Genomic DNA, 23,296 nt, shown 5'->3' with positions numbered 1-23,296 from the left:
CCATGCCTGCTGGGGATCCCGCTTGGCCACAGCGCCTAGCGTTGGTGCATGAGTACCTCATCTGGCCAGGGGGCTCGGAAAAGGTTTTGCAGGAGCTATTGGCCTTTGCCCCGCAAGCCCCTCTCTACGTCAGCCTCTTCTCGGCGCACACGCTGCCGCCGAGCTGGCGGGAGCGGCCAATCTACACCTCGTTTTTGCAAAGCTGGGCCAAGGGGCTAGGGGTGTTGCGCCGCAACTACCATGGGCGCCTTAAGTACCTCCTGCCCTGGATGCCCCTGGCCTATGAGAGCTTCGATTTCTCCGCCTATGACTGCGTCATCTCCAGCAGCCATGCTTTCGCCAAAGGGATCCTGACAGGGCCTTCCACCCTGCACCTAAGCTACATCCACAGCCCGCCCCGCTACCTCTGGGAAAACCGGGAGCTCTATCTTGAGCGAGAAGGGTTGACAGGGATCCGCCCCCTTGCCGCCCTCAGCCGGTGGCTGATGCACCGCCTGCGCCAGTGGGACTTTGTGGCAGCCCAGCGGCCAGATCTCTTGATTGCCAACTCGCAGCACATCCGCAGGCGCATTGCCAAGCTCTACCGCCGCGAGGCCGTGGTTATCTATCCGCCGGTGCCGCTCCAGGGATTTGAGCCGGTGGCCGCTCCCACAGCCGATTACGACCTGGTGGTGGGCCGGCTGGTGCCCTACAAGCGGGTGGATTTGGCCATTGCTGCCTGCAAGCAACTGGGCCGCCGTCTGGTGGTGGTGGGGGAAGGGCCGGAGCTGCCACGGCTAAAGCAACTGGCGGGGCCACAGGTGGAGTTTTTGCCCCACCAGCCTCTAGAGCGTCTCCAGGAACTGCTGGCCCATTGCCGGCTGCTGCTAGTTCCCTGGGAGGAAGATTTTGGCCTGGTGGTAGTAGAGGCCCAAGCGTGTGGTCGACCTGTCGTTGCCCTCAACCGAGGGGGCACTCGCGAGACCGTCCGCCACGGCCAGACTGGGATCCTCATCCCTGAAGCCAGTGTGGAAGCCCTGGTGGAAGGGCTGCGCCAAGCGGATCGCCGGGAATGGGATCCGCAGCAGATTCGCGCCCATGCTCTGCAGTTTGCGCCGGAGCGGTTTCATGCCCAACTGGGATCCCTGCTGCGCTGGGCCTGGCCTCGTTTTCAAGCTGGGGAGCCGCTGGATCCGCGAGGCTGGAGCGCTCAGTAGAGCCGTCGCTGCACAAAAGTTGGCAACTCGATGCGGCTGCGCTCACCACCTTCTCCGCTGCCGCGGCCAGTGGCCAAGAGAGAGCGCTTCAGCAGTCTCTCTGTCCGATCCTCCCCTTCCTTGAGGGTAAGGGGTGGGATCCCGCCGACGGGCGTTCTCTCCCTGGGGGACTCACCGCTGGTGGAGACGGCGGCCACTTTTGGAGAGAGAGCGGGCTGGGCAGGGAGGGCTTGCAGCCGTTCCTGATGGCGCCAGCAATGCGCAGCCCCAGTTGGATGGCTCGACCTGAGCTCGACCCCTGCCCGGCTTGGAGCCGACTGGCGCAGGGCAGCCAGTTGCTCCTCCAGCTCCCGGTTGCGCTGCTGCAACAGAGCCACCTCCTTTTCTTGCGCCTGCGCGTAGGCTTGAATTTGCGCACACTGAGCTTGTAGGGCCGCCACCTGCTGCTGCAGCTTCTCAATCTCCTTTTGGCCGAGTAGATAGCGGGCCTCCGCCACCTCCCGCGCCCGCTGGGCTTCTTCCAGCTCTTCTTTCGCCGGTCGCTGGGCCAGCTCTTGGAGGAGGTGATCCCGCTCAGCCCGCAGGGTGTCCACCTCACGGGAGAGAGCCTGCACCTGCTCCTCCAGGGCAAGATCTCTACCGCTGCCGGGTTCAGCTGGCGGCTGTTCAGAGCGCAGAGCCTGTAGCTGGGCCTCCAGTTGGGCAATTTGCTGAGCCTGCTCTGCCTGTTGCTGCCGGCTCTGCTGCAGTTCTTCCAGCAAGCTAGCCCGCTCCGCCTTGGCAAAGGAGGCCTGTTGGCGCAGATGCTCCAACTGGCGAAGCTGTTGCCAGGCCTTGTTCAGCTCAGCCTCGAGGTGGGCTTTTTCGCTCTCTAGCTGCGTCTTCAGGCTTTGCCATTCTGCCTCGGCCTGGCGGTGGGCAGCTTCCAGCTCCGCCCGCCGGGTTTCCAACTCCTGCACCTGCGCCTGTAACTGCCCCTTTTCTTTCTCCAGCTCCTGGATGCGGAGCTGGAATTGGGCTTGCAAAAGCTGCACCTGAGGCAACTTGGCGGCGTATTCTCCCAGCTGGTTGGCTTGCTGTTTTAGCTCCCAGAGCTCCTGCTGCAGTTGATAGAACCGAGCTGGCTCGATGCGCCGCTGCAATTCTGCCTTGAGGGTTTCGATTTCCGCTTGGCTGGTTTGCAACTGCTGCTGCAGGAGCTGGTAGTGCTCTAGGGTGGGGCGACGCTCCATCTCCCAGAGGAGATTTTGGAGCTCCTCAATGTGCTGCTGCTGTTGCTGAAAAGCTTCCAGGGTAGGACGTTGTTCCAGCCGAGCCTTCTCTTCCTGACACACTTGCAACGCTCGCTCTTGCTCCTGCAGCTGCCGTTCCAGGCGCTGGATGCACCCAATCTGCTGCAGCGACAGCGCCTCTGACTCGGCCACGGCCCGCTCCAAGTCACGCACGCGCGCCCGCAAGGTTTCTAGCTCCCCTTCCATAGCCGGGCTGCTCGAGAGGTTATGGGCCCTACTGTAGCAGATGCTGTGGGGGAAGATCCAGTGTAACCACCACATATAGCGTAAAAACTTTTGAGTTCTCGAGAACTGGCGCTAGAGATGTCCAGCTTGCCGCCTATACTGGGAGAGGGATTTTCAGGGGAAAGTCCAGTGGGATCCAAACTTTGGCAACTGACGTTGGCCCTGCTGGGAGTAGCCGTAGGGGGTTGCAGCAGCGCAGCTCTGGCTCCTAGCACCCCCCTGCCACCGCTAATCCTTAGCAGCGACATTCCTTCTGTAATCAGTCGAAGCGGATTTTTGGAGGTGGGGGTTGCGGTGTCAGTGCCAGGGCGGCTCCCGGCAGAGCTGGCGTTTCAGCTCTCGTGGTCCGGGATCGAGGTGCAAACCCTCTCGGCAGCCCAGGTAAACTGTGTTGCTGGCGAGGTATCCTGCACCACTCGCTTCCGGCTCCGCCCGCCTTCGAATCTAGCGCCCGGCTCGTACCTGCTCAGTTTGCGGGTCTTCGACCGGCTGGGACAAAGTACTGCTGTGAGCAAACCGGTGCTGCTGCGCGATTCCTAGGAGGGTCGGGACTGGCCTTTACTGCACTGCCTGGGCAAGGGCCTGGATCCCCGCCTGCAGGCGTTCGGCAATCTCATCTTCCAGCCGCAGGGTGCCGTCTGCCTCAAACTGAATCTGCGAGCTGAGGATGTAGATCCCTTTCAAAATGTGGGTTGCGCCCATCACAGCCAGCACTGGCTTCATGGCAAAGTCGATGGCCAGTAGGTGGGCCAGCGTTCCGCCAGTGGCGATGGGGAGAATCACTTTGCCAACAAAGGCATCCTGATCCAGTAAGTCCAGCAGCGCCTTGAACACGCCGGGATAGGAAGCCTTGTACACAGGAGCCGAGAGGACGATCCCAGCGGCTTGGGCCACCTTCTCTTGGATCTGCTTTAGGTGAGGGCTCTCAAAGTTAACCCGCACCAGGTCCTCCGCCGGCAAATCCCGCACCGAAGCAAACTCGCTGCTTAGCCCCAACTGGGATAGGATCCCGGCAACGTAGTGCAAAATTGCTTCCGACCGCGGCGGTGGGCCAGCAGACTCTCGAGGAACAGGGCTACCGGAGAGCAGAAGGATAGAGGGCATCGGCCAAAGGCAGAACGCTGCTTCTGTTGTACCAGGGATCCCGTCCAGAAAGTGCTAGTATAGTGTCTAGTGTTAACTGCGGGCGTAGTTCAGCGGTAGAACGCCAGCTTCCCAAGCTGGATGTCGTGAGTTCGAGTCTCATCGCCCGCTTCTTGAGAGCAACGAGCAGACTCCTTTGCTTCTCCCCTGGGTCCGAGGCGGTGTTTGCTCAGGTAAAGACTCTGTCCCGCTGGCGCAAGCAGGATGAAAAGTCCGCCTTTTAGGGCGGATAAGTTTGCCCTGAGGCGCAGCCTTTTTTGCGGCAAGGGAGGAGAGCCTTTTCGGCGGGACAAGCTAAGGTGCTAGCATCCCACTGCTATGGGGAGAACGTTGAGGATGCTGGCCAAGCTCTTCCCTGCGGTAGCAGCTCTGTTCTGCCTAGGTCTAGCTCCAACCGCCCTGGCCCAGACCTTCTCTGCCCAGCAGACGGTGCTCCTCGACAGCAAACAGAACAGCGCCACCGCTCTCCAAAGCAATGTCCTGCAAAACCTCGTCTTCGTCGTGCCCAATCCCCCAACGCAGCACTTCGCTAGCAGGTGGGGTTGGCACAGCAGCCCCTTAACGCCCCCTGCTGCCATCACAATTCTAATTCTCAACTCCCAAGCCAACCTGTCCGCCGAGCAGGTCGAGTCCCAGAGCTGTGGCCAGCGCTGCCAGGGATCCCTGCGCCTGCCCTGAGGAAAAAGCTGACCAAGGTCTGCAATCCGGCCTGCGGCAAGGCTCGGATCCGCTAGGGAGGGAGTTGATATAATTCAGGCCAATTGTTCACGGCGGAGCGGAATCTTTTTCTCCTTGGGGTGTGAGGGATGAGGAACCGTTCCAGGCAACTCGGGCTCCAGCTTACTGCCGCGCTCACTTGGGGGATGAGCCTGCTGGCGGGAACTGCAGCTTGGGCGCAACCCCAGCCGGGCACCCTGGATCTGCACACCGGTGGCACCACGCCCGCCCCACCCTCCCCCACCCCTACCCCCGCTGCCAGCGAGCCAGAAGTTTTAGTGGCAGAGGTGGTGGTTGAAGGAACCGATGACCCAGAGTTGATCGAGCAGGTTTACAAAGTCATTCGCACCCGCGCCGGCGAGGTCTCCACTCGATCCCAGTTGCGGGAAGACATCAACGCCGTGTTTGCCACCGGTTTCTTTGCCGATGTGCGGGCTGTGCCCTCCGATACCCCCTTGGGAGTGCGGGTTACCTTTGAGGTCAAGCCCAACCCCGTCCTCAAAGCCGTGCGCACAGAAGGGACAAAAGTGTTGGATCTGGAGGTGCTCCGGAAGGCTTTTGCTGAGCAAGAAGGACGGGTGCTCAACTTTGGCAAACTGCAGGCGGCAGTGGAGGAGATCGAGCAATGGTACGCCGACAAAGGCTACGTGCTAGCCAAAGTTATTGATGTACGCACTTCCGAAGACGGCACCCTCACCCTGGAAATTGCTGAAGGGGAGATCGAGGACATTCGCGTGCAGGGCAACACCAAAACCCGCGACTTCATCATCACCCGCGAGCTCAAGACCAAGCCGGGGGATGTGTTTAACCGCAACCAGATCCAGGAAGATCTGCAGGCGGTTTTCAACCTTAACCTCTTTCAGGACGTGAATGTGGGCCTCAACCCTGGGCGGGATCCCAACAAAGTCGTGGTGGTGGTGAATGTTGAAGAGCGGCGCACCGGCACTTTGAGCGGGACCCTTGGCGTCAGCTCGGCCACAGGGGTCTTTGCCGGTCTTAGTGTCTCGGAAGAAAACTTGGGCGGCAACAACCAAAAGGCCAGCTTCAATGTGCAGGTGGGCACCAACGAAACTCTGTTCGACCTCAACTTCACCGACCCGCGCATTGCCACCCTGGAGATCCCCACCTCCTACAGTGTCAACATCTCCAACCAGCAGAGCTCCAGCTTTGTTTTCAACGAGGGATTGACTCTGCCCAACGGGGATCCTGTGCGCATCAACCGGCTGGGCGGCAGCATCACCTTCTCGCGCCCCCTTGGAGGGAATTGGCGGGCCAGCTTGGGTGCCCGCGTCCAATTTGTGGAAGCCCGAAACAGCAAAGGCGAGCAGGAGCGCTTTGATGTGCTGGGCAACCCGATTACCTTCAGCGCAAGCGGCCAAGACAGCTATACCAGCCTGCGGTTGGGCCTCATCCACGACACTCGCGACAACCTCAACACCCCCAGCCAGGGATCCGTCTTTCGCCTCTTCACCGAGCAGTCGGTACGTCTGTTCCAGAACGGCCTGAACGCCAACCGCCTCGAGGCCAGCTACAGTCAGTTCATTCCCGTCAAGCTCTTTGAAACGCGCAGCGAGCGGCCCCAAGTGCTGGCTTTTGACGTGCGGGCGGGTACTACCCTTGGCGACTTGGCTCCCTACGACGCTTTCCCTATTGGCGGAGGCAACTCGGTGCGGGGATTTTTTGAGGGCGGCATCGGCTCCGGCCGCAGCTTTGCCACTGCGACGGCGGAATTGCGCTTTCCCCTTTTCGACCCGGTGGGGGTAGTGGTTTTTGCCGACTACGGCACCGATCTGGGCAGCGGCGCGGCGGTCATCGGCAATCCGGCGGCGGTGCGCAACAAGCCCGGCAGTGGCCTAGGGCTGGGGGCTGGTATCCGCATCCAATCTCCCCTGGGGCCGCTGCGGATCGACTACGCTGTTGGGCAAGGAGAGGCCGGCCGGGCTCAACTGCACTTTGGCATCGGGGAGAAGTTCTAGCTAAAGGCTTGCTATGGTGGGAGCAGCACTTGTGGGGAAAAATCCATGCGCGGCTCCTTAGTTCTCTTGCTCTGCCTCAGCCTAGCCCTAGGTGGGTGTAGCCAGTTGGCACGGCTTGGCCTTGGCATAACCCCCATTGCCCAGATTGAGCAGGATCCCTCCCGCTACGCCAATGTCTACGTCCGTGGCCGGGTGGTCAACCAGATAGGGGTGTTCGGCCAGGGTGTGTACGAGATCCAAGACCACAGCGGCTCCCTCTGGGTCCTCACGGACAAGGGGCTGCCAGCTATGAACAGCACGGTAACCGTGCGCGGCAAGGCCCAGGAAGGGATCCTGTTGGCAGGGCGCCGCTTTGGGGTGTCGCTGGTGGAAGTCGAGCGCTTCTAGCCGGCCCCGAGAGCTACCATGGAAACTCGGCCCGCCAAGGCTTTGGCAATCTGCTGGAGCGCCTGGGCTGAGGCAGACTCGGGCTGGCCAACAACAATAGGCTTGCCCGCATCTCCCCCCTGGCGCAGAGCAATCTCCAACGGGATCCGTCCCAGCAGCGGAACCCCCAGCTCGCGGGCGGTGGTCTCTCCCCCTGCCGAGCCAAAGATATCGTACCGGCGATCCGGCAGGTCGGGGGGAATGAAGTAGCTCATGTTCTCCACAATGCCGAGGATGGGCACCCCCAGCTGCCGGAACATGTTCAAGCCCTTGCGGCTGTCGAGGAGGGCAACCGACTGGGGGGTGGTGACGATGACAGCGCCCGCTAGCGGCACCGCTTGGGCCAAAGTCAACTGGGCATCGCCAGTGCCGGGGGGCATGTCCACGAGGAGATAGTCCAACTCGCCCCACTGCACCTGGTAGAGAAACTGCCGGATGATGCCGTTGAGCATTGGCCCCCGCCAGATTACTGGCTGATCCCGTCCCACCAGGAGGCCCATCGACACCATCTTGACGCCGTAATTTTCTAGGGGAAGGATCTCTTCGCTGCCGTCTTCCCGTTTGCGCACCACCAGAGACCGATCCTGCAGCCCCAGCATCAGCGGCACATTGGGGCCGTAGATATCCGCATCCAGCAGCCCCACCTGCGCTCCGCTCTGGGCAAGGGCGACAGCTACATTGACCGCTACCGAGGTTTTGCCCACCCCTCCCTTGCCGCTGGAGATGGCGATGATGTTGCGCACGCCTGGGATGGGCTGCCGATTGGGCAGAGAGGGCGAGCGGGGGGTTTCTGCCGTAACGGTAACCTCGATGGTTTCAACGGGAGCCAGGCGGCGGATAGCAGCCTTGCACTCCTCGACGAGGAACTCCCGCAAGGGGCAGGCTGGCGTTGTCAGCACCAGAGTAAAGGCCACCCGCTCCGGCTCGACGCGGATATCCCGGATCATGTTCAGTTCCACCAGGCTGCGGCGTAGCTCCGGATCTTGAACCGGGCGCAAGGCTTCAAGGATAGCAGCAGCATCAAGGGTGGAGGTCGTCATGGGAGCTGAGGAGGTTGCTTCATCTTCTTCACTCTAATCGGTTTTTCCAGCTCTTCTCGGCTAGCCCTCGGCCAACTGGCTGACCCAGGTCAGTTCTAGCTGTAGTCTGTTCTCGTGCCGGTATCTCAAGTTGTGAGGCTAGAAGGTATGGAAATCCGCCCTGCCAGGCCTGAAGATGCGCCCGCTTTGTTTAACCTCATCTGCGCCCTAGCCGAGTACGAGAAGCTGAGCCACTTGGTAACGGGATCCGCTGATCTATTGCGGCACCATTTGTTTGGCCCCGAAGCCTTTGCCTCGGCGTTGTTGGCAGAAGTGGAGGGGCAAGCGGTGGGGTTTGCTCTTTACTTTCGTCATTTTTCCACCTTCCTCACCCGGCCCGGACTCTACCTGGAAGATCTGTTTGTGCTGCCCGAATTCCGCGGCAGGGGCATTGGCAAGGCGCTCTTGGCACGGGTGGCTCAGGAGGCGGTGGCCAAAGGATACGGGCGGCTGGAGTGGATGGGATGGTTTTGGACTGGAACCAGCCGGCAATGGAGTTCTATCGGCGCTTGGGCGCCAAACAGCACCCTGAGTGGATTCTCCACCGTCTCAGCGGCTCTGACCTGGAAGCGCTCGCCCAGGCAGCTGCGCCCCCTCTCCCTTCTGCTGGGGGATCAATTTACCGGATCCCTGAGTCCAAGGGAGGCCAAGACTTCTATACTTGCGGCTGAGCTGTTTGCGTCAGCGGGCTGAAGCCCTTGGTTAAACAGAACATGAGTTCACCCCAAACCCTCACCCCCCAAGGGGCCGAAATCCTCTGTGTTGGCACCGAGTTGCTTTTGGGAGAGATTGCCAACACCAACGCCCAATATCTGGCAGCCGAGCTGGCCAAGCTCGGGATCCCGCACTACTACCAAACGGTGGTGGGGGATAACGAAACCCGCATCCACCAGGCCCTGGAGGTGGCCTGCCAGCGCTCCAGCCTGCTGTTAATCACAGGAGGCCTGGGGCCAACCCCGGATGATCTGACCCATGCGGCGCTGGCTTCCTTTTTTGGAGTGGAGATGGTGGAGCACCCCCAGCTCTGGGAGGAGATTCTGCGAAAATACGGCCAGCGCGGCCTTGTGCCCTCGCCTAGCAACCGCAAGCAGGCCTTTCTGCCCCGGGGAGCCGCCATCCTGCCCAACCCCCTCGGCAGCGCCTGTGGCCTCATTTGGCAGCCCCGCCCCAACCTGCATGTTCTCACCTTTCCCGGCGTGCCGCAGGAGATGCAGCGCATGTGGCAGGAGACGGCTGTACCCTATTTGCGCTCCCTCGGCTGGGGCAAGGAGGTCTTCTACAGCCGCGTGCTGCGCTACTGGGGCATCCCCGAATCGACCTTGGCCGAGCGGGTGGCCCCCTGGCTGGCCGGGGAAAATCCCACGGTCGCTCCCTACGCCAGCCAAGGGGAGGTGCGCCTGCGAGTTACTGGACGCGCTCCCACGCGCGAGGCGGCGGAGGCCCTGATTGCTCCAGTGGTGGAGCAGATTTTGCAGATTTCTGGAGAAGACTACTTTGGCAGCGATGAGGCCACCTTGGCCAGCGTGGTGGGGGAGCTGCTCCTGCAGCGGCGGCAGACCCTGGCGGTAGCCGAATCCTGCACCGGCGGGCTACTGGGGCAGTTGGTAACCGGGATCCCGGGCAGCTCGCGCTATTTCCTGGGCGGCATCGTTGCCTACGACAACCGCTTCAAGGAGCAGCTTTTGCGGGTAGATCCCAAGACGCTGCAGCAGCATGGAGCAGTTAGTGAGCCGGTAGCTGCCCAGATGGCCCTGGGGGCCAAGCAGGTTTTTGGCTCCGACTGGGCCCTGAGCATTACTGGCATTGCCGGCCCGGAGGGGGGCACTGCTGCCAAGCCGGTTGGCTTGGTCTATCTGGGCTTAGCCGACCCGGAGGGGGAAGTGGAAGTGCTGGAGTACCGCTTGGGTAGCCTGCGCGGCCGAGAGGGCGTGCGCTGGTGGAGCGCCCAAGCGGCGCTGGACTGTCTGCGGCGGCGCTTGCTCCGCTACCCCCTTTCGGGGGGATCCCCAGAGCCTAAGCTAGAGGAGCAGGCAGATCTCGGAGCAGGCTGATGACTCCCGCGGAGGCGGGCAAGGAGGCCCTACGGCAGGGCCGCTTTCAAGAAGCTATCCAACTTCTTGAGGACTATTTGGCCCAGGTTCATCACGGGGGCCAGGGAGGGGGGATCCCAGCAAGTAGGCAAGTCCTGGAAGCCCAGATGAATTTGGTGCGGGCCTACCATCAGCTAGGCCAAGCAGAGAAGGCGCGGGCGCTTTGTCTAAAACTGCTGCAGCATCCGGATCCTCAGGCGCGAGACTGGGCCCAAAAAATCCTGTCCCGTCTGCCCCAAACGGCGGAAAAACCCGCTGCTTCCCCCTCCTCCAGCCGCCAACGGGCCAGTCAAGTAGGCTTAAGGATCCCCTTGCCGGCGGAGGCCGGTTCTCTAGGATGGGCCAAGTGGGGATCCCTGGCTGTGGGCCTCCTCTTCCTCTGGTGGCTGAGTTTTGGGCTGGTGGGCAGCCACCTGGATTTTGGGCGGCTGAGTTTTCCACGGCAGCTTTGGTTTTTGCAGGGGTTGCTGCCCTGGCTGCGCAACGGCTTACGCTGGCTGGTGGCTGGCAGCCTGGCGGTTAACTTTGGCGTAGGCCTGCTCTTTTTTGCCCCCTGGCTCCTGGATCACCTGCACCAGCGGCTGCACAAGTTGCGCTGGGCCAGCCTGGGAGAACTCGAGCGCCATAGCCCCGAGGCAGCTCGCCTGCTGCAGCGCCTCTGCGCCCAGAAGCACCTCAAACTGCCGCGCCTGGGGGTGATTCCAGAAGGGGGACCGCTGGCCTTTGTCTACGGCACTTTTCCCGATGGCGGCCGCATCGTGGTCACCCAGGCCCTCTTGCAGCGGCTTGCTCCTGATGAGATTGCCGCCGTCTACGCCCAGGCCCTGGGGCGGATCGTTAACGGCGACATCCTGCTCATGACCCTGCTAGGATCCCCCCTGCAGTTGGTTTACCTAGCCCTGGAGCAAGTAAGCCACCTGGGGAGCCAACGGCGGGATCTCATTGGACACGCGGCTCCCCTGCTCTACCTGATCTACACGGTGCTTTCCTACCCCCTGTTTTTCCTCTCCCGCCTGGGCACCTACCACGCCGATCACTTCGCGGTCGAGGCCACGGGCAACCCCAACGGGCTAATGGCCGCCCTGCTCAAGTCGGCTGCCGGCCTGCAGGAGGTTCACAAAAACGACCGCCGCCCCTCCTCGCTGTTGCACTGCACCCGCCTCTTCAGCTTCCTGGACTTCAAAACTACCGCTGCCGCCACTGCCGCTGTCCGCTTGCGGGATCCCGCCCAAGCCGGCCAGGTCTTCCGCTGGGAGCAGCTCAACCCCTGGGCCCGCTGGATGCAGCTGAATTCCAGCCATCCCCTGCTGGGACAGCGCTTTCAGGTTTTGGGGAAATACGCGCAGCGGCTGCGCCTTTTGCCGGAGCTGAGCCTAGTCAGGACAAAGGAGGGAGGGGCTCCTCAAAAGGCTCGCTTCTGGGTGGACCTGGCCATCTACGCTGCCGAGGTGGTCGGCATGGTTATAGGCTGGCTGGTGGGGCTAATCCTCTACTTAGGGCTGCAAGATCGCCTTGATCCCAAGATCATTGCCGCGGCTGCGGTGGTGGGCTATGGGATGGGCCTGTGGGCCAAGGCAGGGCTCATGTACCGAGGACCTCTGTTGCCCCAGCCCACTGCGGTGCTCGGCTTGCTGGCCGATCCGGACGCGGATCCCTGCCGCAGTCAGCCGGTGGAGCTGGAAGGCGAGCTGCTGGGATTGGGACCAACTGGCTATCAACTGGGAGCAGAGCTCAAGCTCCAGGATGCCACCGGCCTGATCCCCCTGCGCTTCACCTCTCCCCTGGGACCGCTGGGCAATGTCTTTTCCGGCCTAAAGCCCCTCCGCGCCCTCATGGGCCGGCAGGTCAAGGTGGTGGGCTGGTTCCGCCGCGGCAACACTGCCTGGGTGGATTTGGCCTATGTCCAAACAGAAGCAGCTCGTCTCCACAGCCGTCCCCGCCTGTGGCTGCTGCTCCTTGGCCTGGGGTTTGTCCTCCTCGGCCTTTGGGGCGCTTTCTATTTCCCCAACTTACGCTTTTACCTCTAGCGGCGAGAGGGCGCCAACTGGGCCTTGCGCAGTCGCACCGACTGAGGGGTGACCTCCACCAGCTCGTCCTCACCAATGTATTCCAGGGCTCGCTCCAGAGTCATCTCCACCGGCGCCTGTAGCTGCACTAGCTCTTCTCCCGTTGAGGCGCGATGGTTGGTTAGGTGTTTGGTCTTGCAGACGTTTAGCTCCAGATCCTGGGGTCGGTTGTGCTCACCCACAATCATGCCCTTGTAAACGCGGGTGCCCGGCTTAATGAAGAACACGCCGCGGTCCTCCGCATTCTTCAGGGCATAGGTGGTGGCCACTCCCTCTTCAAAGGCAATGAGCACGCCGTTGCGGCGAGTCTCTAGCCCTGAGGTGAGAGGACGGTACTCCAAAAAGCTATGGCTCATGATCCCTTCGCCGCGGGTGATGCGGACAAACTCGCTGCGAAAGCCAATGAGCCCCCTCGCCGGGATGACGAACTCCAACTGGGCCCGACCGTCCGCGCCCACTCTCATGTTCTGCATCTCTCCTCGCCGCTCTCCCAGCCGTTCGATGCAGGCGCCCACTGCCGCTTCCGGCACATCCAACACCAAAAGCTCATAGGGCTCGTAGGGCTGGCCGTTGACTTCGCGGAAGATCACCTTCGGCTGGCCAACCTGGAACTCGTAGCCCTCCCGCCGCATGGTTTCCAGCAAAATGCCCAGGTGCAGTTCGCCTCGCCCCGACACCAAAAAGCAATCTGGGGACTCGGTCTCCTCCACCCGTAGCGCCACGTTGGTTTCCAGCTCCCGCATCAGGCGCTCCCGCAATTGCCGCGAAGTAACAAAGGTGCCCTCCTGGCCGGCAAAGGGAGAGTCGTTGACGCAGATCCTCACCTGCAGCGTTGGCTCGTCCACCTTGATCAGCGGCAGGGCCTGGGGGTTTTCGGGAGAGGTGAGGGTGTGGCCAATGTGGGCCTCGGCAAACCCCGCCACCGCCACAATATTGCCGGCAGTGGCTTCTGTTAGCTCAATGCGCTCCAACCCCCGGAAGCCAAACAGCTTGGTTACCTTGCCCTTGGCAATCGACCCGTCTTCTTTGACCACCGCCAACTGATCCCCAACCCGAATGGTGCCGTTGTGGATCTTGCCAATCACAATCCGGCCCAGGTATTCCGAGTGCTCTAGCGTCGTGACTTGCAGTTGCAGGGGCTTGGCGGGATCCCCCACTGGCGGCGGCACGTATTTGAGGATGGCCTCAAAGAGAGGCCTCATGTCGAGAGGGCCGCTGTAGTTGCCTGCAAGGAAAGCTTTGAGGTCAGCTTCTTCCAGGGCAAAACCCCGTAGTCCCGAGGCAAATAGGTAGGGGAAGTCGCACTGGTCTTCGTCAGCGCCTAGCTCCAGAAACAGATCCAACACTTTGTCGATGACCTTGTAGGGCTCGGCCTGAGGCCGATCAATTTTGTTGACCACCACGATTGGGCGCAAGCCCTTCTCCAAGGCCTTACGCAACACAAAGCGGGTCTGAGGCATCGGGCCCTCGTTGGCATCCACAATCAGCAGACAGCCTTCCACCATGCCCAGCACCCGCTCCACCTCCCCGCCAAAGTCGGCGTGGCCGGGAGTATCGACGATGTTGATCAGGGTTTCGCCATAGCGAACGGCGGTGTTCTTTGCCAGGATGGTGATGCCCCGCTCCCGCTCTAGGGCGTTGCAATCCAGCACGCAGGCGGGAATGTCTCCTTCCGCCCGCAAGGCTCCTGCCTGGCGCAACAGGGCATCCACGAGGGTGGTTTTGCCGTGGTCAACGTGGGCAATGATGGCAATGTTGCGGATAGGGATCGGCATAGCCCTCAATCCGTAGAAAAACTTACCCCCAGCCTTTCCTGGGGGTGCCTCTACAACTCTAGCGCAAAGAAGTGTTACATCGCAGAGAGAGTTGCCCTGCCAGCGCTACCGGGCAACCCTTGCCTCACATATCAGCCCCGCGCAGGTAAAGCACCAAAATGACCGCCGGCCCTGCCAAGACAATCAAGGCAAGCAGCGCCAACTGCACGAACACTTCGTATTGCCCGAACATAGCCCCAAATCCCGTAGCCTACTTGTGTATCCTAAGGTCCGCTGTGGCCTGAAGATGAGGGGACTGTTGCAATTCTTTAAAACCTAGCGCTCCTGCTGGGCCTGAAAGGGCATGGGATCGAGGTTAAAGAGTTCCTGCAGAATTTGCATCGCCTTCCGTCGGGCCTCGATGTCCCGTTTGGCCCGCAGTTGCACCATAGGGTCATGCAGGATTTTGTTGACGATGCCACGGGTGAGGGCGTCGATGACCTCCAGGTGCTTCTCGGCAAAGTCCTTGCCCAGCCGGGAGAGAGCTTTCTCCATCTCCTGCTCGCGGATAGACTCCACCTTGTGGCGCAGGCTGGAAATGGTGGGCACTGTTTCCAGAGAACGCCACCACTCCATGAACTGCTCCACCTCTTCTTCGATCAAGGCCTCGGCAGCCAGGGCCAGCTTTTGCCGTTGGGCGCGGTTTTCTTCCACGACGCGAGAGAGGTGATCTACGTTGAACAGCCGCACCCCTCTAAGCTTTTCTACCTCGGGCTCGATGTTGCGGGGCACGGAGATATCCACCAACAGCAGCGGCTGATCCGGCTGCAGCACTTCCACTAGTTGGGCGTAGGTAAGGATGGGCTGGGTGGCGCTGGTGCTGGTGAAGACCAGATTGGACTCCGCCACGCTGTTGAGCAACGACTCCCAAGGCAGGACTTGGATTGGTTGCTCAAATTGCTGGGCTAGCGCTTCTGCCCGCTCTAAGGAGCGGTTGACTAGGGTAATATCCACCGCTCCCTTGGCCAGAAGATGCTGCAGCAAGAGGCGGGCCATCCTCCCCGCTCCCACGACGGTAACCTTGCCCTGGGAAAGCGATCCCTGCTCTTGCAGGGCCAGCTCCACGGCTGCCGAGCTAATGGACATGGCGCCGGTGCCGATCCCCGTCTCCGCGCGGACGCGCTTGCCGGCAGTGATGGCTGCCTTGAAGAGGCGGTTGAGGATGCGATCCGTGCCGTTGCATGCCTGGCCCAGTTGTTGAGCCTTTTTCACTTGCGCCAAGATCTGCCCTTCTCCCAGCACCAAGCTCTCCAGTCCGGCCGCCACCCGCATCAAGTGGGTTACCGCATCTTGGTAGAGCAGGGTAAACAGGTGGGGACGCAGTTGGGGCAGGGGGATCCCCTTTGCCTCCGCCAAAAACTGCATCGTCTGCCGCACCCCGCTTTCGGTTTCTGGCGTAACGATGTAGACCTCCAGCCGGTTACAGGTGCTGAGGATTGCTGCTTCCTCAATGTGGGGGTGGGCACGGAGCTGCTGGATCCTCTCTCCCACCTCCGCCTCCCCAATGCTGAGGCGCTCCCGGATCTCCACAGGAGCTGTGCGATGGCTAAGACCGACAACCGCGATAAACATGCCTCTCCGTCGTCTATAGACCACTGATTGTTAAATCTCTAAACAAAGGCAAACCTTGCCCGAAACAAGAATAGGCCAGAGCCTAAGCAAAGCGTCTTACCTGTCTTGGCTGCAGCAAGCTTAGGTAACTTTTCTCAGACTACCTAAACCCTAAGACCAGTATCGGATCGGTTTTGCCAGATTTTGCTGAAGAGTTATTACGTTTTTTCGGGGTCGGCCTTGATAGATTTTTTAACGTTCTCCCAAGCAGAAGGGCGACCTTCCCCAGGGAAAGCCGCCCTCGTCACTGGGAAGAGCTAGGAGGGGATCCGTCAGCGCAGTTGCAGGGCGGGGGGCTGCTGGCCCTCCTTCAGGTGGATGGTGTCCACAAAGCGCACGGTGCGGGATTGGCTAGAAATCACCAGCGTTTCCGTACGCGCTCCACCCCCGAAGAAGCGCACTCCCCGTACCAGATCCCCATCGGTGATACCGGTGGCCGCAAAGAGCAGCTCTTTGCCGCTGGCTAGCTCCTCACACTCCCATACCTTATCGGGATCCTCAATGCCCTTTTCTTTCAGTTCTCGCCGGGTCTCTTCTACCGGTGGCAGGTAGGTGCCCGCCTGCACCACTTCGGGATCGTAGATGAGCCGCCCTTGGAAGTGAGCGCCCAGACAGCGCAGCGCCGCTGCCGAGATCACTCCCTCGGGAGCCGCTCCAATCCCCATCAGGGCATGGATACCTGTGCCGCTGAACGCCACTGCCAGAGCTGCCGAGAGGTCGCCGTCGGTAATTAGCTTCACCCGCGCCCCTGCCTCACGGATTTGGCGGATGAGATCGGTGTGGCGCTTGCGATCCATGACCACTACCGTTAGGTCCGCCACTTCCCGACCCAGGCTCTCGGCAATGATCTTGAGGTTCTTTTCTGGCGGATAGTCCAGGTGGACTTTGCCCTTGGCCTGGGGCGGGGCCGCTAGTTTTTGCATGTAGATGTCCGGGGCGTTGAGAAGGCCGCCTTTCTCGGAGATGGCCAGCACCGCCATGGATCCGTTCTGGCCTTTGGCTACCAGGTTGGTGCCCTCGCAGGGATCCACAGCAATATCGATCTCCACTAGCTCTTCCACGCGACAGAACTGCTCGGCGTCGGGACGGGTGCAGATCCCCACTTCCTCCCCGATGTAGAGCATGGGGGCCTCGTCGCGGGTTCCCTCCCCAATGACGATTCGACCGCGCATGGGGATCTGGTTGAGTTTCTCCCGCATGGCTTCTACGGCTGCTTGGTCAGCGGCCTTGTTGTCCCCCTTGCCCATCCAGCGGGCGGCAGCAATGGCAGCCTGTTCCACCACTTCGATGATCTCGAGCCCCAACTTGTTGTCCACGGTATGCCCCCCTCTCGGAACGATGAAGGCCAACTTCAGTAAGGATCTCTTCAAACTCTCTCCCAGTTTACCAGGGCAGGCTTCTTCTCGAGATCTTTATCCCCACCTTGAATAACCTGAGAGAACAAATCGCCAAAAGTCAAGCGCAAAGAGCGATCCCCGTCCCAGCCGCTGGCTATTGTCGGCTGGGGATCAAGGATGATAGCCTGTCCTAAAGGCAATAAGTTTTTCTTAAGGGAATTAAAAAACAGCAATGAAAAGATACGTTTATGTCAACCGCTCTGGCCGGGTTCAGGTAATCCGGACGATCCCTGGCCACTGGGAGCGCACCCTCTTCCCGGGCCAGTATGCCACTTTCGAGGCAGAGCCCGACGACTACCTAGAAGTCTATAGCTACTGCTGCGCCACTACCATCTTGGAAGAGCGCCGCCCCTGCCGCTGGCTGCTGGATTCTTCCCTTCCTGAAGTAGAAGCCCATCCTTGGCTGCCCCCCCATTTGGATACCTTGGCAGATGCTGTAAATGGGTGAGGGACAAGAGGTTGTCGGGTCGGTTTAGCTTGCCTAACCCGCAAGACAAACTCATTATGAGTATGGTATGTTGATTTTAGTTTACATTTGCACCTTACCGGAAGGAGGGTCGACCTCATGTCTCAGCAAGGATGTCTGCGGGTGGGGCAGCTAGCTCCCGATTTTTCGGCCACGGCCGTTTACGACATGGAATTCAAGACGGTGAGGCTCTCCGACTACAGGGGCAAGAAGTATGTGGTGCTGCTCTTTTACCCCCTGGACTTTACCTTTGTCTGCCCGACCGAGATCACGGCTTTCAGCGATCGCTACGACGAGTTTGCCAAGTTGGACACGGAGATCCTCGGCATCTCGGTGGATAGCGAGTACTCTCACCTGGCCTGGATGCAAACCGACCGCAAAGCTGGCGGGGTGGGCGAGCTGAGGTATCCGCTGGTCTCCGACCTGAAGAAAGAGATCAGCGCCGCCTACAATGTCCTGGATCCGGCAACAGGGGTGGCGCTGCGCGGCCTGTTTATCATCGACAAGGAAGGGATCCTTCAGCACGCCACCATCAACAACCTGGCCTTTGGCCGCAGCGTGGATGAGACCCTGCGCACCCTGCAGGCTATCCAGTATGTCCAATCCCACCCCGATGAAGTTTGCCCAGCCAACTGGCAGCCCGGCCAGAGAACCCTAAAGCCCGACCCGGTCAAATCCAAGGAGTTCTTCGCGGCAGTTGCCAAGTAGACCAGGAATGCCAGACCTTGCGGCTCCGGCTCCAAGTGAGCTGGAGCTTTTTTAAAGAGGTGCAGACAGACAAAAGGGATCCCCTGAGCCTGGCAGGGGATCGGACAAGACCAAGGCTGCCAACCAAATTAGTCCCAGGGCTTGCCGTCGGTGAACTTGTAGGTAACGGGCTCGCGGTTTTTGCCGATGCTGTGATCTACCTTGCCGACGGGCTGGCGACCCTCGTTAACTTTTTCAGGGAAGACGCCATCTTTGGGATGCACCAGCTCCGGCTGTCCCCCTGCCGGAATGCGGAAGATCTGGTAGTCGTTGATCTTGTATTCAGATCTCAGCTGGGCCCCAAGAGCCAGGCACTGCTCCTTGCGGGCGAAGGTGAGGTAGTTCTTACCCTCCACCATCTCAGCAGCCCCGCCCGTGGGCATCTCAAACACCTGCCCTGGCTTGCCAGTCCAGGTGATGACGTATTTCTCTTCGGTCTCGGCTGCGCTCAACAGCCCTCCGGTAGATCCCCCGAAGAGGGGGAGCTTAGCGCCCTGCCGGGGATCGCCTTCCATCACAGCCATAGCCTCCCTTCTCGTTGTAGTTAGCGTTGTTTGGGCCGCGCTTGGGATAGCGCGCAGCACTTTGAATCTACCACTGACTTGATCTTTGACCTCAGAGCCGGCCAGGAACTGTAATTTTTCGTAGCAGAGCTAGCTTCGCTGAAGATAATTAGCTCCCCTGAGCCAGCTCCAGAAAAGCTCCCATACGGCGAAACTTTTGGTAACGCTCTTCCCGCAACTCCCGCCCGCTCAGCCTGGAAAGCTCCTTGAGGTGTCTTAGGAGAGCCTCTTTGAGGGTTTGGGCAGCTTCCAAAGGAGCGCGGTGGGCACCTCCCACTGGCTCTGGCAGGATCTCGTCAATGACCTCCAGTTGCAGCAGATCTTGGGCAGTAATGCGCAGGGCTGCTGCCGCCTGGGGTGCTTTTTTGGCGTCTTTCCAAAGAATGGCTGCACAGCCCTCCGGCGAGATCACCGAATAGACAGCGTGTTCAAACATCAAGATGCGGTTGCCCACCCCAATGGCCAAGGCACCCCCGGATCCCCCTTCGCCAATCACCGTACAGATAATGGGGATCTCCAGCTGAAACAGCGTCCGCAAGTTGGTGGCAATGGCCTCCCCCTGGCCCTCAGCCTCGGCCTTAACTCCTGGGTAGGCCCCTGGCGTGTCGATAAAGGTCAAAAGGGGCAGACCAAAGCGGTGGGCATGCTCCATGAGCCGCAGGGCTTTGCGGTAGCCGGCAGGGTTGGGCATGCCGAAGTTGCGGTGGATGTTGTCTTTGGTGTCGCGGCCCTTTTGGTGGCCGAGGATCATCACCGGCTGATCCTCCAGCTTGGCTAGGCCGCCGACAATGGCCGGATCGTCCTGGCCGTGGCGATCCCCGTGCAGCTCAAACCAATCGTCGCAGATGGTCTGCACATAGTCCAAGGTGGTAGGGCGACGGGGATGGCGAGCCACCTGCAGCCGCTCGACAGGTGTGAGCTGCCTGAAAATCTCGCGGCGCAGCTCTTCGGCTTTGGCCTCCAGTTGGCGAATCTGCTCAGAAGCATCAATGTCGTTTTCTTCAGCCAAGGCCCGAATCTCCTGGATGCGCTGCTCGAGAGCGGCAACAGGCTGCTCAAACTCCAGCAGCAAGCGGTCGCTAGACTTGCTCATACCGTGTTGGCTAAACCTCGGGAGTCTGCTCAGAGATGGGGAGGTCAGGCTTTGATCTTCTCACATGCAGATCGGGTAGGCTAGAGGGAGTTACCCTGGGGGATCCTTTTGAATGGGAAAGGATCCCTTGGGTTGGCGGGTTCTCTTCCCATGAAGGCTGTTGTCAGAGATGGGGAATCAACAGGCTGCCTTGGAGAGCAGTCTTTGCCAACTCGGATGCCTCTCCTGCTAGCGCCGGCGGGGGACTGGGAGTGTGCCAAGGCAGCGGTGGAAAACGGGGCCGACGCCATCTACTTCGGACTGGAACGGTTCAATGCTCGCCTGCGCGCCCGCAACTTTACGGAGGCGGACCTACCAGAACTAATGGCCTGGCTGCACCAGCGCGGGGTGCGGGGCTACGTCACTTTGAATACCTTGGTCTTTCCTGAAGAGCTGGAGGAGGCGGAACGGTACATCCGCGCGATGACGGCAGCAGGGGTAGACGCGGTCATCGTGCAGGATGTCGGCATTGCGCGCCTGGTTCGACATCTTTCTCCCGACCTGCCCATCCACGCCTCAACGCAGATGACTATTACCAGCGGCGTGGGAGCGGAGTTTGCTGCCGAGCTGGGCTGTGAGGTGGTGGTGCTGGCGCGGGAGTGTTCCCTCAAGGAAATAGCCAAGATCCGCGCCCATCTGGAAGAGAGGGGATCCCCCATTGCTCTGGAGGTGTTTGTCCATGGGGCCCTGTGCGTGGCCTACTCCGGGCAATGCCTAACCAGCGAGGCGCTGGGGAGACGCTCGGCCAACCGCGGGGAGTGCGCCCAGGCCTGTCGCCTGCCCTACGAGCTGGTGGTGGACGGGGTTCGCCGCGATCTGGGAGAGAAGCGGTATCTACTTAGCCCCCAGGATTTGGCTGGCTTGGAGGTGTTGCCGGAGCTAGTCAAGCTAGGGATCCACTGCTTGAAAATTGAGGGCCGACTGAAATCCCCAGAGTATGTAGCCAGCGTAACGCGCATCTATCGGCGGGCCTTGGACGCCTTGGGGGCAGGGGAAGCGTGGCAGCCCTCAGACCAGGAATGGTATGAGCTGGAGATGAGCTTTTCCCGCGGCCTGTACACCGGCTGGCTGCGAGGCATCAACAACCAAAAGCTGGTGCATGCCCGTTTTGGCAAAAAGCGCGGCGTTTACCTGGGGCAGGTGGTGAGGATCGAGGGGGATCAAGTGGGAGTGCGCCTAGAGGCCCCCCTCAAGGCAGGGGATGGCGTGGTGTTTGACCAGGGGGAGCCGGAGCTGCCGGAGCAGGGGGGACGAGTTTACCGCGTGCAAGAGAAGCAGGGATTGGCCTGGCTGAGCTTTGCCCAGGGGGCAATTGACCTCAAACGCCTGCGGGTAGGGGATCGCCTCTGGAAAACCAGCGACCCGGAGCTGGAAAAGCGCCTGCGCCAGAGCTATGCCGGGGATCAGCCCCGCTTCCGCCGCCCCGTCCACCTGGAAGTCCATGGCCAGGCCGGACTGCCCCTGACCCTCATCCTGCGCGATGAAGAGGGCCACGTGGTGCAGGTGGATTCCCCCATGCCTTTGCAGCCTGCTCGCCAGCAGCCCCTCACCGACGAGAAGCTGCGACAGCAACTGGGCCGCCTGGGAGGTACGCCCTTCCGGCTGGGATCCCTGCACAATGCCCTGGAGGGGGAGGTGATGCTGCCGGTCAGCGTCCTCAACCAGATGCGGCGCCAGGCAGTGGAGCAGTTGCAAGCGCTGCGAGCCCGGCCCCGCCGCTGGCAGCTCAATCCTGACGCCCACTGGCAAGACCTGCTGCCTCCCCTAGAGCCAGCCGAGCCGGGATTGCCCCAGCTGGTGGTGTTGGTGCGGGAGCCGGCCCAGTTGTCGGCGGCAATTGCCTGTGGCATCCGCCAGATCTACCTGGAGTTTGAGGATCCCCGCCGCTACCGGGAAGTTATCCGCGTTACCAAAGCTTCTCACCCCGAGGTGGAGCTGTGGGCGGCCCCGCCCCGCATTACTAAGCCGGGGGACACTTGGATTCTAAAACAGGTGCTGGCGGCAGGAGCCGATGGCTATCTGGTGCGAAACTACGACCACCTACGCTTTTTCGCCAACCAGCGCTGCATCGGCGATTTTTCCCTGAACGTGGCCAATCCCCTCACCGCCCACTATTTCAAAAGCCGCTACCGCCTGGAGCGCCTGACGGTCTCCTATGACCTCAACCATGAGCAACTGGGATCCCTGCTGCAGGCTGGCCCTGCCCATTGGTACGAGGTTACTATCCACCAGCACATGCCCATGTTCCACATGGAGCACTGCGTCTTCTGCGCCTTTTTGTCCAGTGGCACGGATTACACCAACTGTGGCCGCCCCTGCGAAAAGCACGAAGTAAGGCTGAGGGACAGGGCCAATGTGGAGCACATTTTGAAAGCCGATGCTGGCTGCCGCAACACCCTCTACAATGGCAAAGCCCAAACTGGGGCAGAATATGTGTCGCAGCTCCTGGCGCTGGGGTTGCGATATCTGCGCATTGAGTTCTTGCAGGAGTCTGCCGAGCAGGTTCAGCAAACCCTACGCTGCTATCAACAGCTCCTCCAGGGCCAGATGAGTGGCTCTCAACTGTGGCGGGAGCTAAAGCTGTACAGCCAGTTGGGGGTAACAAGGGGCTCTCTGGAAAGTTGAGGTCAACCTATGCCCTTTTGGCCGCCGCAGATCCTCCCCTCTGCCCTCTACCCCCTTCTGCAGCAGGGCCTCAAGACCCTTTTTCCTGAGGCTCTCTGGGACTTACCGCCAGATCCTCAGAAGCGACAGGTGGCCCTTACCTTTGACGATGGCCCTCACCCTGAATACACGCCGACCCTGTTGCAAGTTTTACAGGAGTTTCAGGTACCAGCCACCTTCTTTGTGTTGGGGGAACGGGTGCAGCGCTGGCCCCACCTGGCCCGGAAAATCCGCCAACAGAGCCACGGCATTGGCCTGCACGGCTGGCAGCACCGCTCGTTTACCCAGCTTAGCCGCGGTGAACTGCTACAGAGCTTGCGACGCAGCCAGGATACCCTCGTGGCTGCCTGTGGCGGCACCCCAGAAGAGTATCGGGCTGTGCGCCCCCCCAACGGTCTCTTCTGGCCCCAGACGCTGACCGACTTGCGCTCCTGGGGGTATTTACCGGTGATGTGGAGTGTGGTGCCGGAGGATTGGCTCTGCCCGCCGGTGGCCGTGGTGGTGGAGCGGGTGCTCAACCAAGTGCGGCCCGGCTCCCTGATTGTGCTCCACGACGGCATCCAGGGGGGATCCCAGGTAGCCGAGGTAGTCCGCCGTTTGATCCCGGCCTTGGGGGAGCAAGGGTTTGACTTTGTCCGCCTGCCCCTTTCTGGCAATCTTCCCAGTTGCAGAGGAGATTGAATACAGTGAAA

General features: G+C 60.8%; 21 protein-coding genes and 1 tRNA gene. 13 read left to right on the top strand and 9 right to left on the bottom strand.

Annotation, left to right across the window (positions count from 1 at the left end):
- Window positions 1-2 precede the first annotated feature (2 nt).
- The gene (locus NW806_RS00190) at window positions 3-1,196 is read left to right on the top strand and encodes a glycosyltransferase (protein WP_414409573.1); all 1,194 of its coding nucleotides are present in this window, start codon (window positions 3-5) and stop codon (window positions 1,194-1,196) included.
- Here NW806_RS00190 and NW806_RS00185 read toward each other — a convergent pair.
- Window positions 1,190-2,674 (bottom strand): hypothetical protein, encoded by a 1,485-nt coding sequence (locus tag NW806_RS00185; protein WP_414409572.1) that lies wholly within the window; start codon window positions 2,672-2,674, stop codon window positions 1,190-1,192. The genes NW806_RS00190 and NW806_RS00185 overlap by 7 nt on opposite strands.
- 90 nt (window positions 2,675-2,764) lie before the next feature.
- Between NW806_RS00185 and NW806_RS00180 the strand changes: the two genes are divergently transcribed.
- Window positions 2,765-3,253 (top strand): hypothetical protein, encoded by a 489-nt coding sequence (locus NW806_RS00180; protein ID WP_414409571.1) that lies wholly within the window; start codon window positions 2,765-2,767, stop codon window positions 3,251-3,253.
- A gap of 18 nt (window positions 3,254-3,271) precedes the next feature.
- Here the strand turns inward: NW806_RS00180 and ssuE are convergent, their stop codons facing one another.
- Window positions 3,272-3,817 (bottom strand): NADPH-dependent FMN reductase, encoded by a 546-nt coding sequence (gene ssuE / locus NW806_RS00175; protein ID WP_414409570.1) that lies wholly within the window; start codon window positions 3,815-3,817, stop codon window positions 3,272-3,274.
- A gap of 78 nt (window positions 3,818-3,895) precedes the next feature.
- On the opposite strand from ssuE, the gene NW806_RS00170 reads away from it, so the two are divergent.
- The 4 genes from NW806_RS00170 to NW806_RS00155 all read left to right on the top strand — a co-directional run bounded on the left by NW806_RS00170 (window position 3,896) and on the right by NW806_RS00155 (window position 6,936).
- Window positions 3,896-3,967 (top strand) — tRNA-Gly (locus NW806_RS00170).
- A 225-nt stretch (window positions 3,968-4,192) separates the two neighbouring features.
- On the top strand, window positions 4,193-4,534 hold the full coding sequence (locus tag NW806_RS00165; protein ID WP_414409569.1) for a hypothetical protein: 342 nt from the start codon (window positions 4,193-4,195) through the stop codon (window positions 4,532-4,534).
- Window positions 4,535-4,719: 185 nt separating this feature from the next.
- Complete coding sequence (locus tag NW806_RS00160) at window positions 4,720-6,549, top strand: BamA/TamA family outer membrane protein (RefSeq protein WP_414409568.1); 1,830 nt, start codon at window positions 4,720-4,722, stop codon at window positions 6,547-6,549.
- Window positions 6,550-6,594: 45 nt separating this feature from the next.
- Window positions 6,595-6,936 (top strand): hypothetical protein, encoded by a 342-nt coding sequence (locus NW806_RS00155; protein ID WP_414409567.1) that lies wholly within the window; start codon window positions 6,595-6,597, stop codon window positions 6,934-6,936.
- On the opposite strand, the gene NW806_RS00150 is transcribed toward NW806_RS00155, so the two are convergent.
- Complete coding sequence (locus NW806_RS00150; protein WP_414409566.1) at window positions 6,933-8,015, bottom strand: Mrp/NBP35 family ATP-binding protein; 1,083 nt, start codon at window positions 8,013-8,015, stop codon at window positions 6,933-6,935. The two genes, NW806_RS00155 and NW806_RS00150, sit on opposite strands and share 4 nt — an antisense overlap.
- Before the next feature lie 147 nt (window positions 8,016-8,162).
- Here NW806_RS00150 and NW806_RS00145 point away from each other — a divergent pair, with 147 nt between their 5' ends.
- From NW806_RS00145 to NW806_RS00135, 3 genes are read left to right on the top strand one after another with little or no spacing between them, the layout of a single operon-like run.
- Window positions 8,163-8,747 carry an N-acetyltransferase family protein gene (locus tag NW806_RS00145; protein WP_414409565.1) on the top strand — a complete coding sequence of 195 codons (585 nt, stop codon included), beginning with the start codon at window positions 8,163-8,165 and terminating at the stop codon, window positions 8,745-8,747.
- Between the two features lie 20 nt (window positions 8,748-8,767).
- The gene (locus NW806_RS00140; protein WP_414409564.1) at window positions 8,768-10,105 is read left to right on the top strand and encodes a competence/damage-inducible protein A; all 1,338 of its coding nucleotides are present in this window, start codon (window positions 8,768-8,770) and stop codon (window positions 10,103-10,105) included.
- Window positions 10,105-12,171: a M48 family metalloprotease gene (locus NW806_RS00135; protein ID WP_414409563.1), complete on the top strand. Its 2,067-nt coding sequence runs from the start codon at window positions 10,105-10,107 to the stop codon at window positions 12,169-12,171. Before NW806_RS00140 ends, NW806_RS00135 begins: the two co-directional genes overlap by 1 nt.
- Here the strand turns inward: NW806_RS00135 and typA are convergent.
- From typA to glpX, 4 genes are all read right to left on the bottom strand, one after another.
- The gene (gene typA, locus NW806_RS00130) at window positions 12,168-13,985 is read right to left on the bottom strand and encodes a translational GTPase TypA (RefSeq protein WP_414409562.1); all 1,818 of its coding nucleotides are present in this window, start codon (window positions 13,983-13,985) and stop codon (window positions 12,168-12,170) included. The two genes, NW806_RS00135 and typA, sit on opposite strands and share 4 nt — an antisense overlap.
- Window positions 13,986-14,109: 124 nt before the next feature.
- On the bottom strand, window positions 14,110-14,217 hold the full coding sequence (gene psb30, locus NW806_RS00125; RefSeq protein WP_099812430.1) for a photosystem II reaction center protein Ycf12/Psb30: 108 nt from the start codon (window positions 14,215-14,217) through the stop codon (window positions 14,110-14,112).
- Between the two features lie 83 nt (window positions 14,218-14,300).
- Window positions 14,301-15,596, bottom strand: a complete 1,296-nt coding sequence (locus NW806_RS00120; RefSeq protein ID WP_414409561.1) for a glutamyl-tRNA reductase — start codon at window positions 15,594-15,596, stop codon at window positions 14,301-14,303.
- Window positions 15,597-15,907: 311 nt separating this feature from the next.
- On the bottom strand, window positions 15,908-16,951 hold the full coding sequence (glpX, locus tag NW806_RS00115) for a class II fructose-bisphosphatase (protein WP_414393558.1): 1,044 nt from the start codon (window positions 16,949-16,951) through the stop codon (window positions 15,908-15,910).
- A 253-nt stretch (window positions 16,952-17,204) separates the two neighbouring features.
- On the opposite strand from glpX, the gene NW806_RS00110 reads away from it, so the two are divergent.
- Window positions 17,205-17,480, top strand: coding sequence for a DUF1830 domain-containing protein (locus NW806_RS00110; RefSeq protein WP_414409560.1), 276 nt, complete (start codon window positions 17,205-17,207; stop codon window positions 17,478-17,480).
- Window positions 17,481-17,597: 117 nt separating this feature from the next.
- A complete protein-coding gene (locus NW806_RS00105) occupies window positions 17,598-18,206 on the top strand; it encodes a peroxiredoxin (RefSeq protein ID WP_414393562.1) in 609 nt (202 codons plus the stop codon).
- A gap of 128 nt (window positions 18,207-18,334) precedes the next feature.
- Here the strand turns inward: NW806_RS00105 and NW806_RS00100 are convergent, their stop codons facing one another.
- On the bottom strand, window positions 18,335-18,769 hold the full coding sequence (locus NW806_RS00100; RefSeq protein ID WP_414393564.1) for a photosystem I reaction center subunit II PsaD: 435 nt from the start codon (window positions 18,767-18,769) through the stop codon (window positions 18,335-18,337).
- Window positions 18,770-18,917: 148 nt separating this feature from the next.
- Window positions 18,918-19,901 carry an acetyl-CoA carboxylase carboxyltransferase subunit alpha gene (locus tag NW806_RS00095; RefSeq protein ID WP_414409559.1) on the bottom strand — a complete coding sequence of 328 codons (984 nt, stop codon included), beginning with the start codon at window positions 19,899-19,901 and terminating at the stop codon, window positions 18,918-18,920.
- 216 nt (window positions 19,902-20,117) lie between these two features.
- Here NW806_RS00095 and NW806_RS00090 point away from each other — a divergent pair, with 216 nt between their 5' ends.
- Window positions 20,118-22,565, top strand: coding sequence for a DUF3656 domain-containing U32 family peptidase (locus NW806_RS00090; RefSeq protein WP_414409558.1), 2,448 nt, complete (start codon window positions 20,118-20,120; stop codon window positions 22,563-22,565).
- A gap of 9 nt (window positions 22,566-22,574) precedes the next feature.
- Window positions 22,575-23,285, top strand: a complete 711-nt coding sequence (locus NW806_RS00085; RefSeq protein ID WP_414409557.1) for a polysaccharide deacetylase family protein — start codon at window positions 22,575-22,577, stop codon at window positions 23,283-23,285.
- The last annotated feature ends 11 nt before the right edge of the window (window positions 23,286-23,296 follow it).

This window comes from Synechococcus sp. W65.1 (assembly GCF_047461615.1).
In the GTDB taxonomy this organism is placed as follows: Bacteria; Cyanobacteriota; Cyanobacteriia; order Thermostichales; family Thermostichaceae; genus Thermostichus.
Note: the sequence above shows the minus strand (reverse complement) of the source record. Positions and strands in the feature narration are given on the sequence as shown.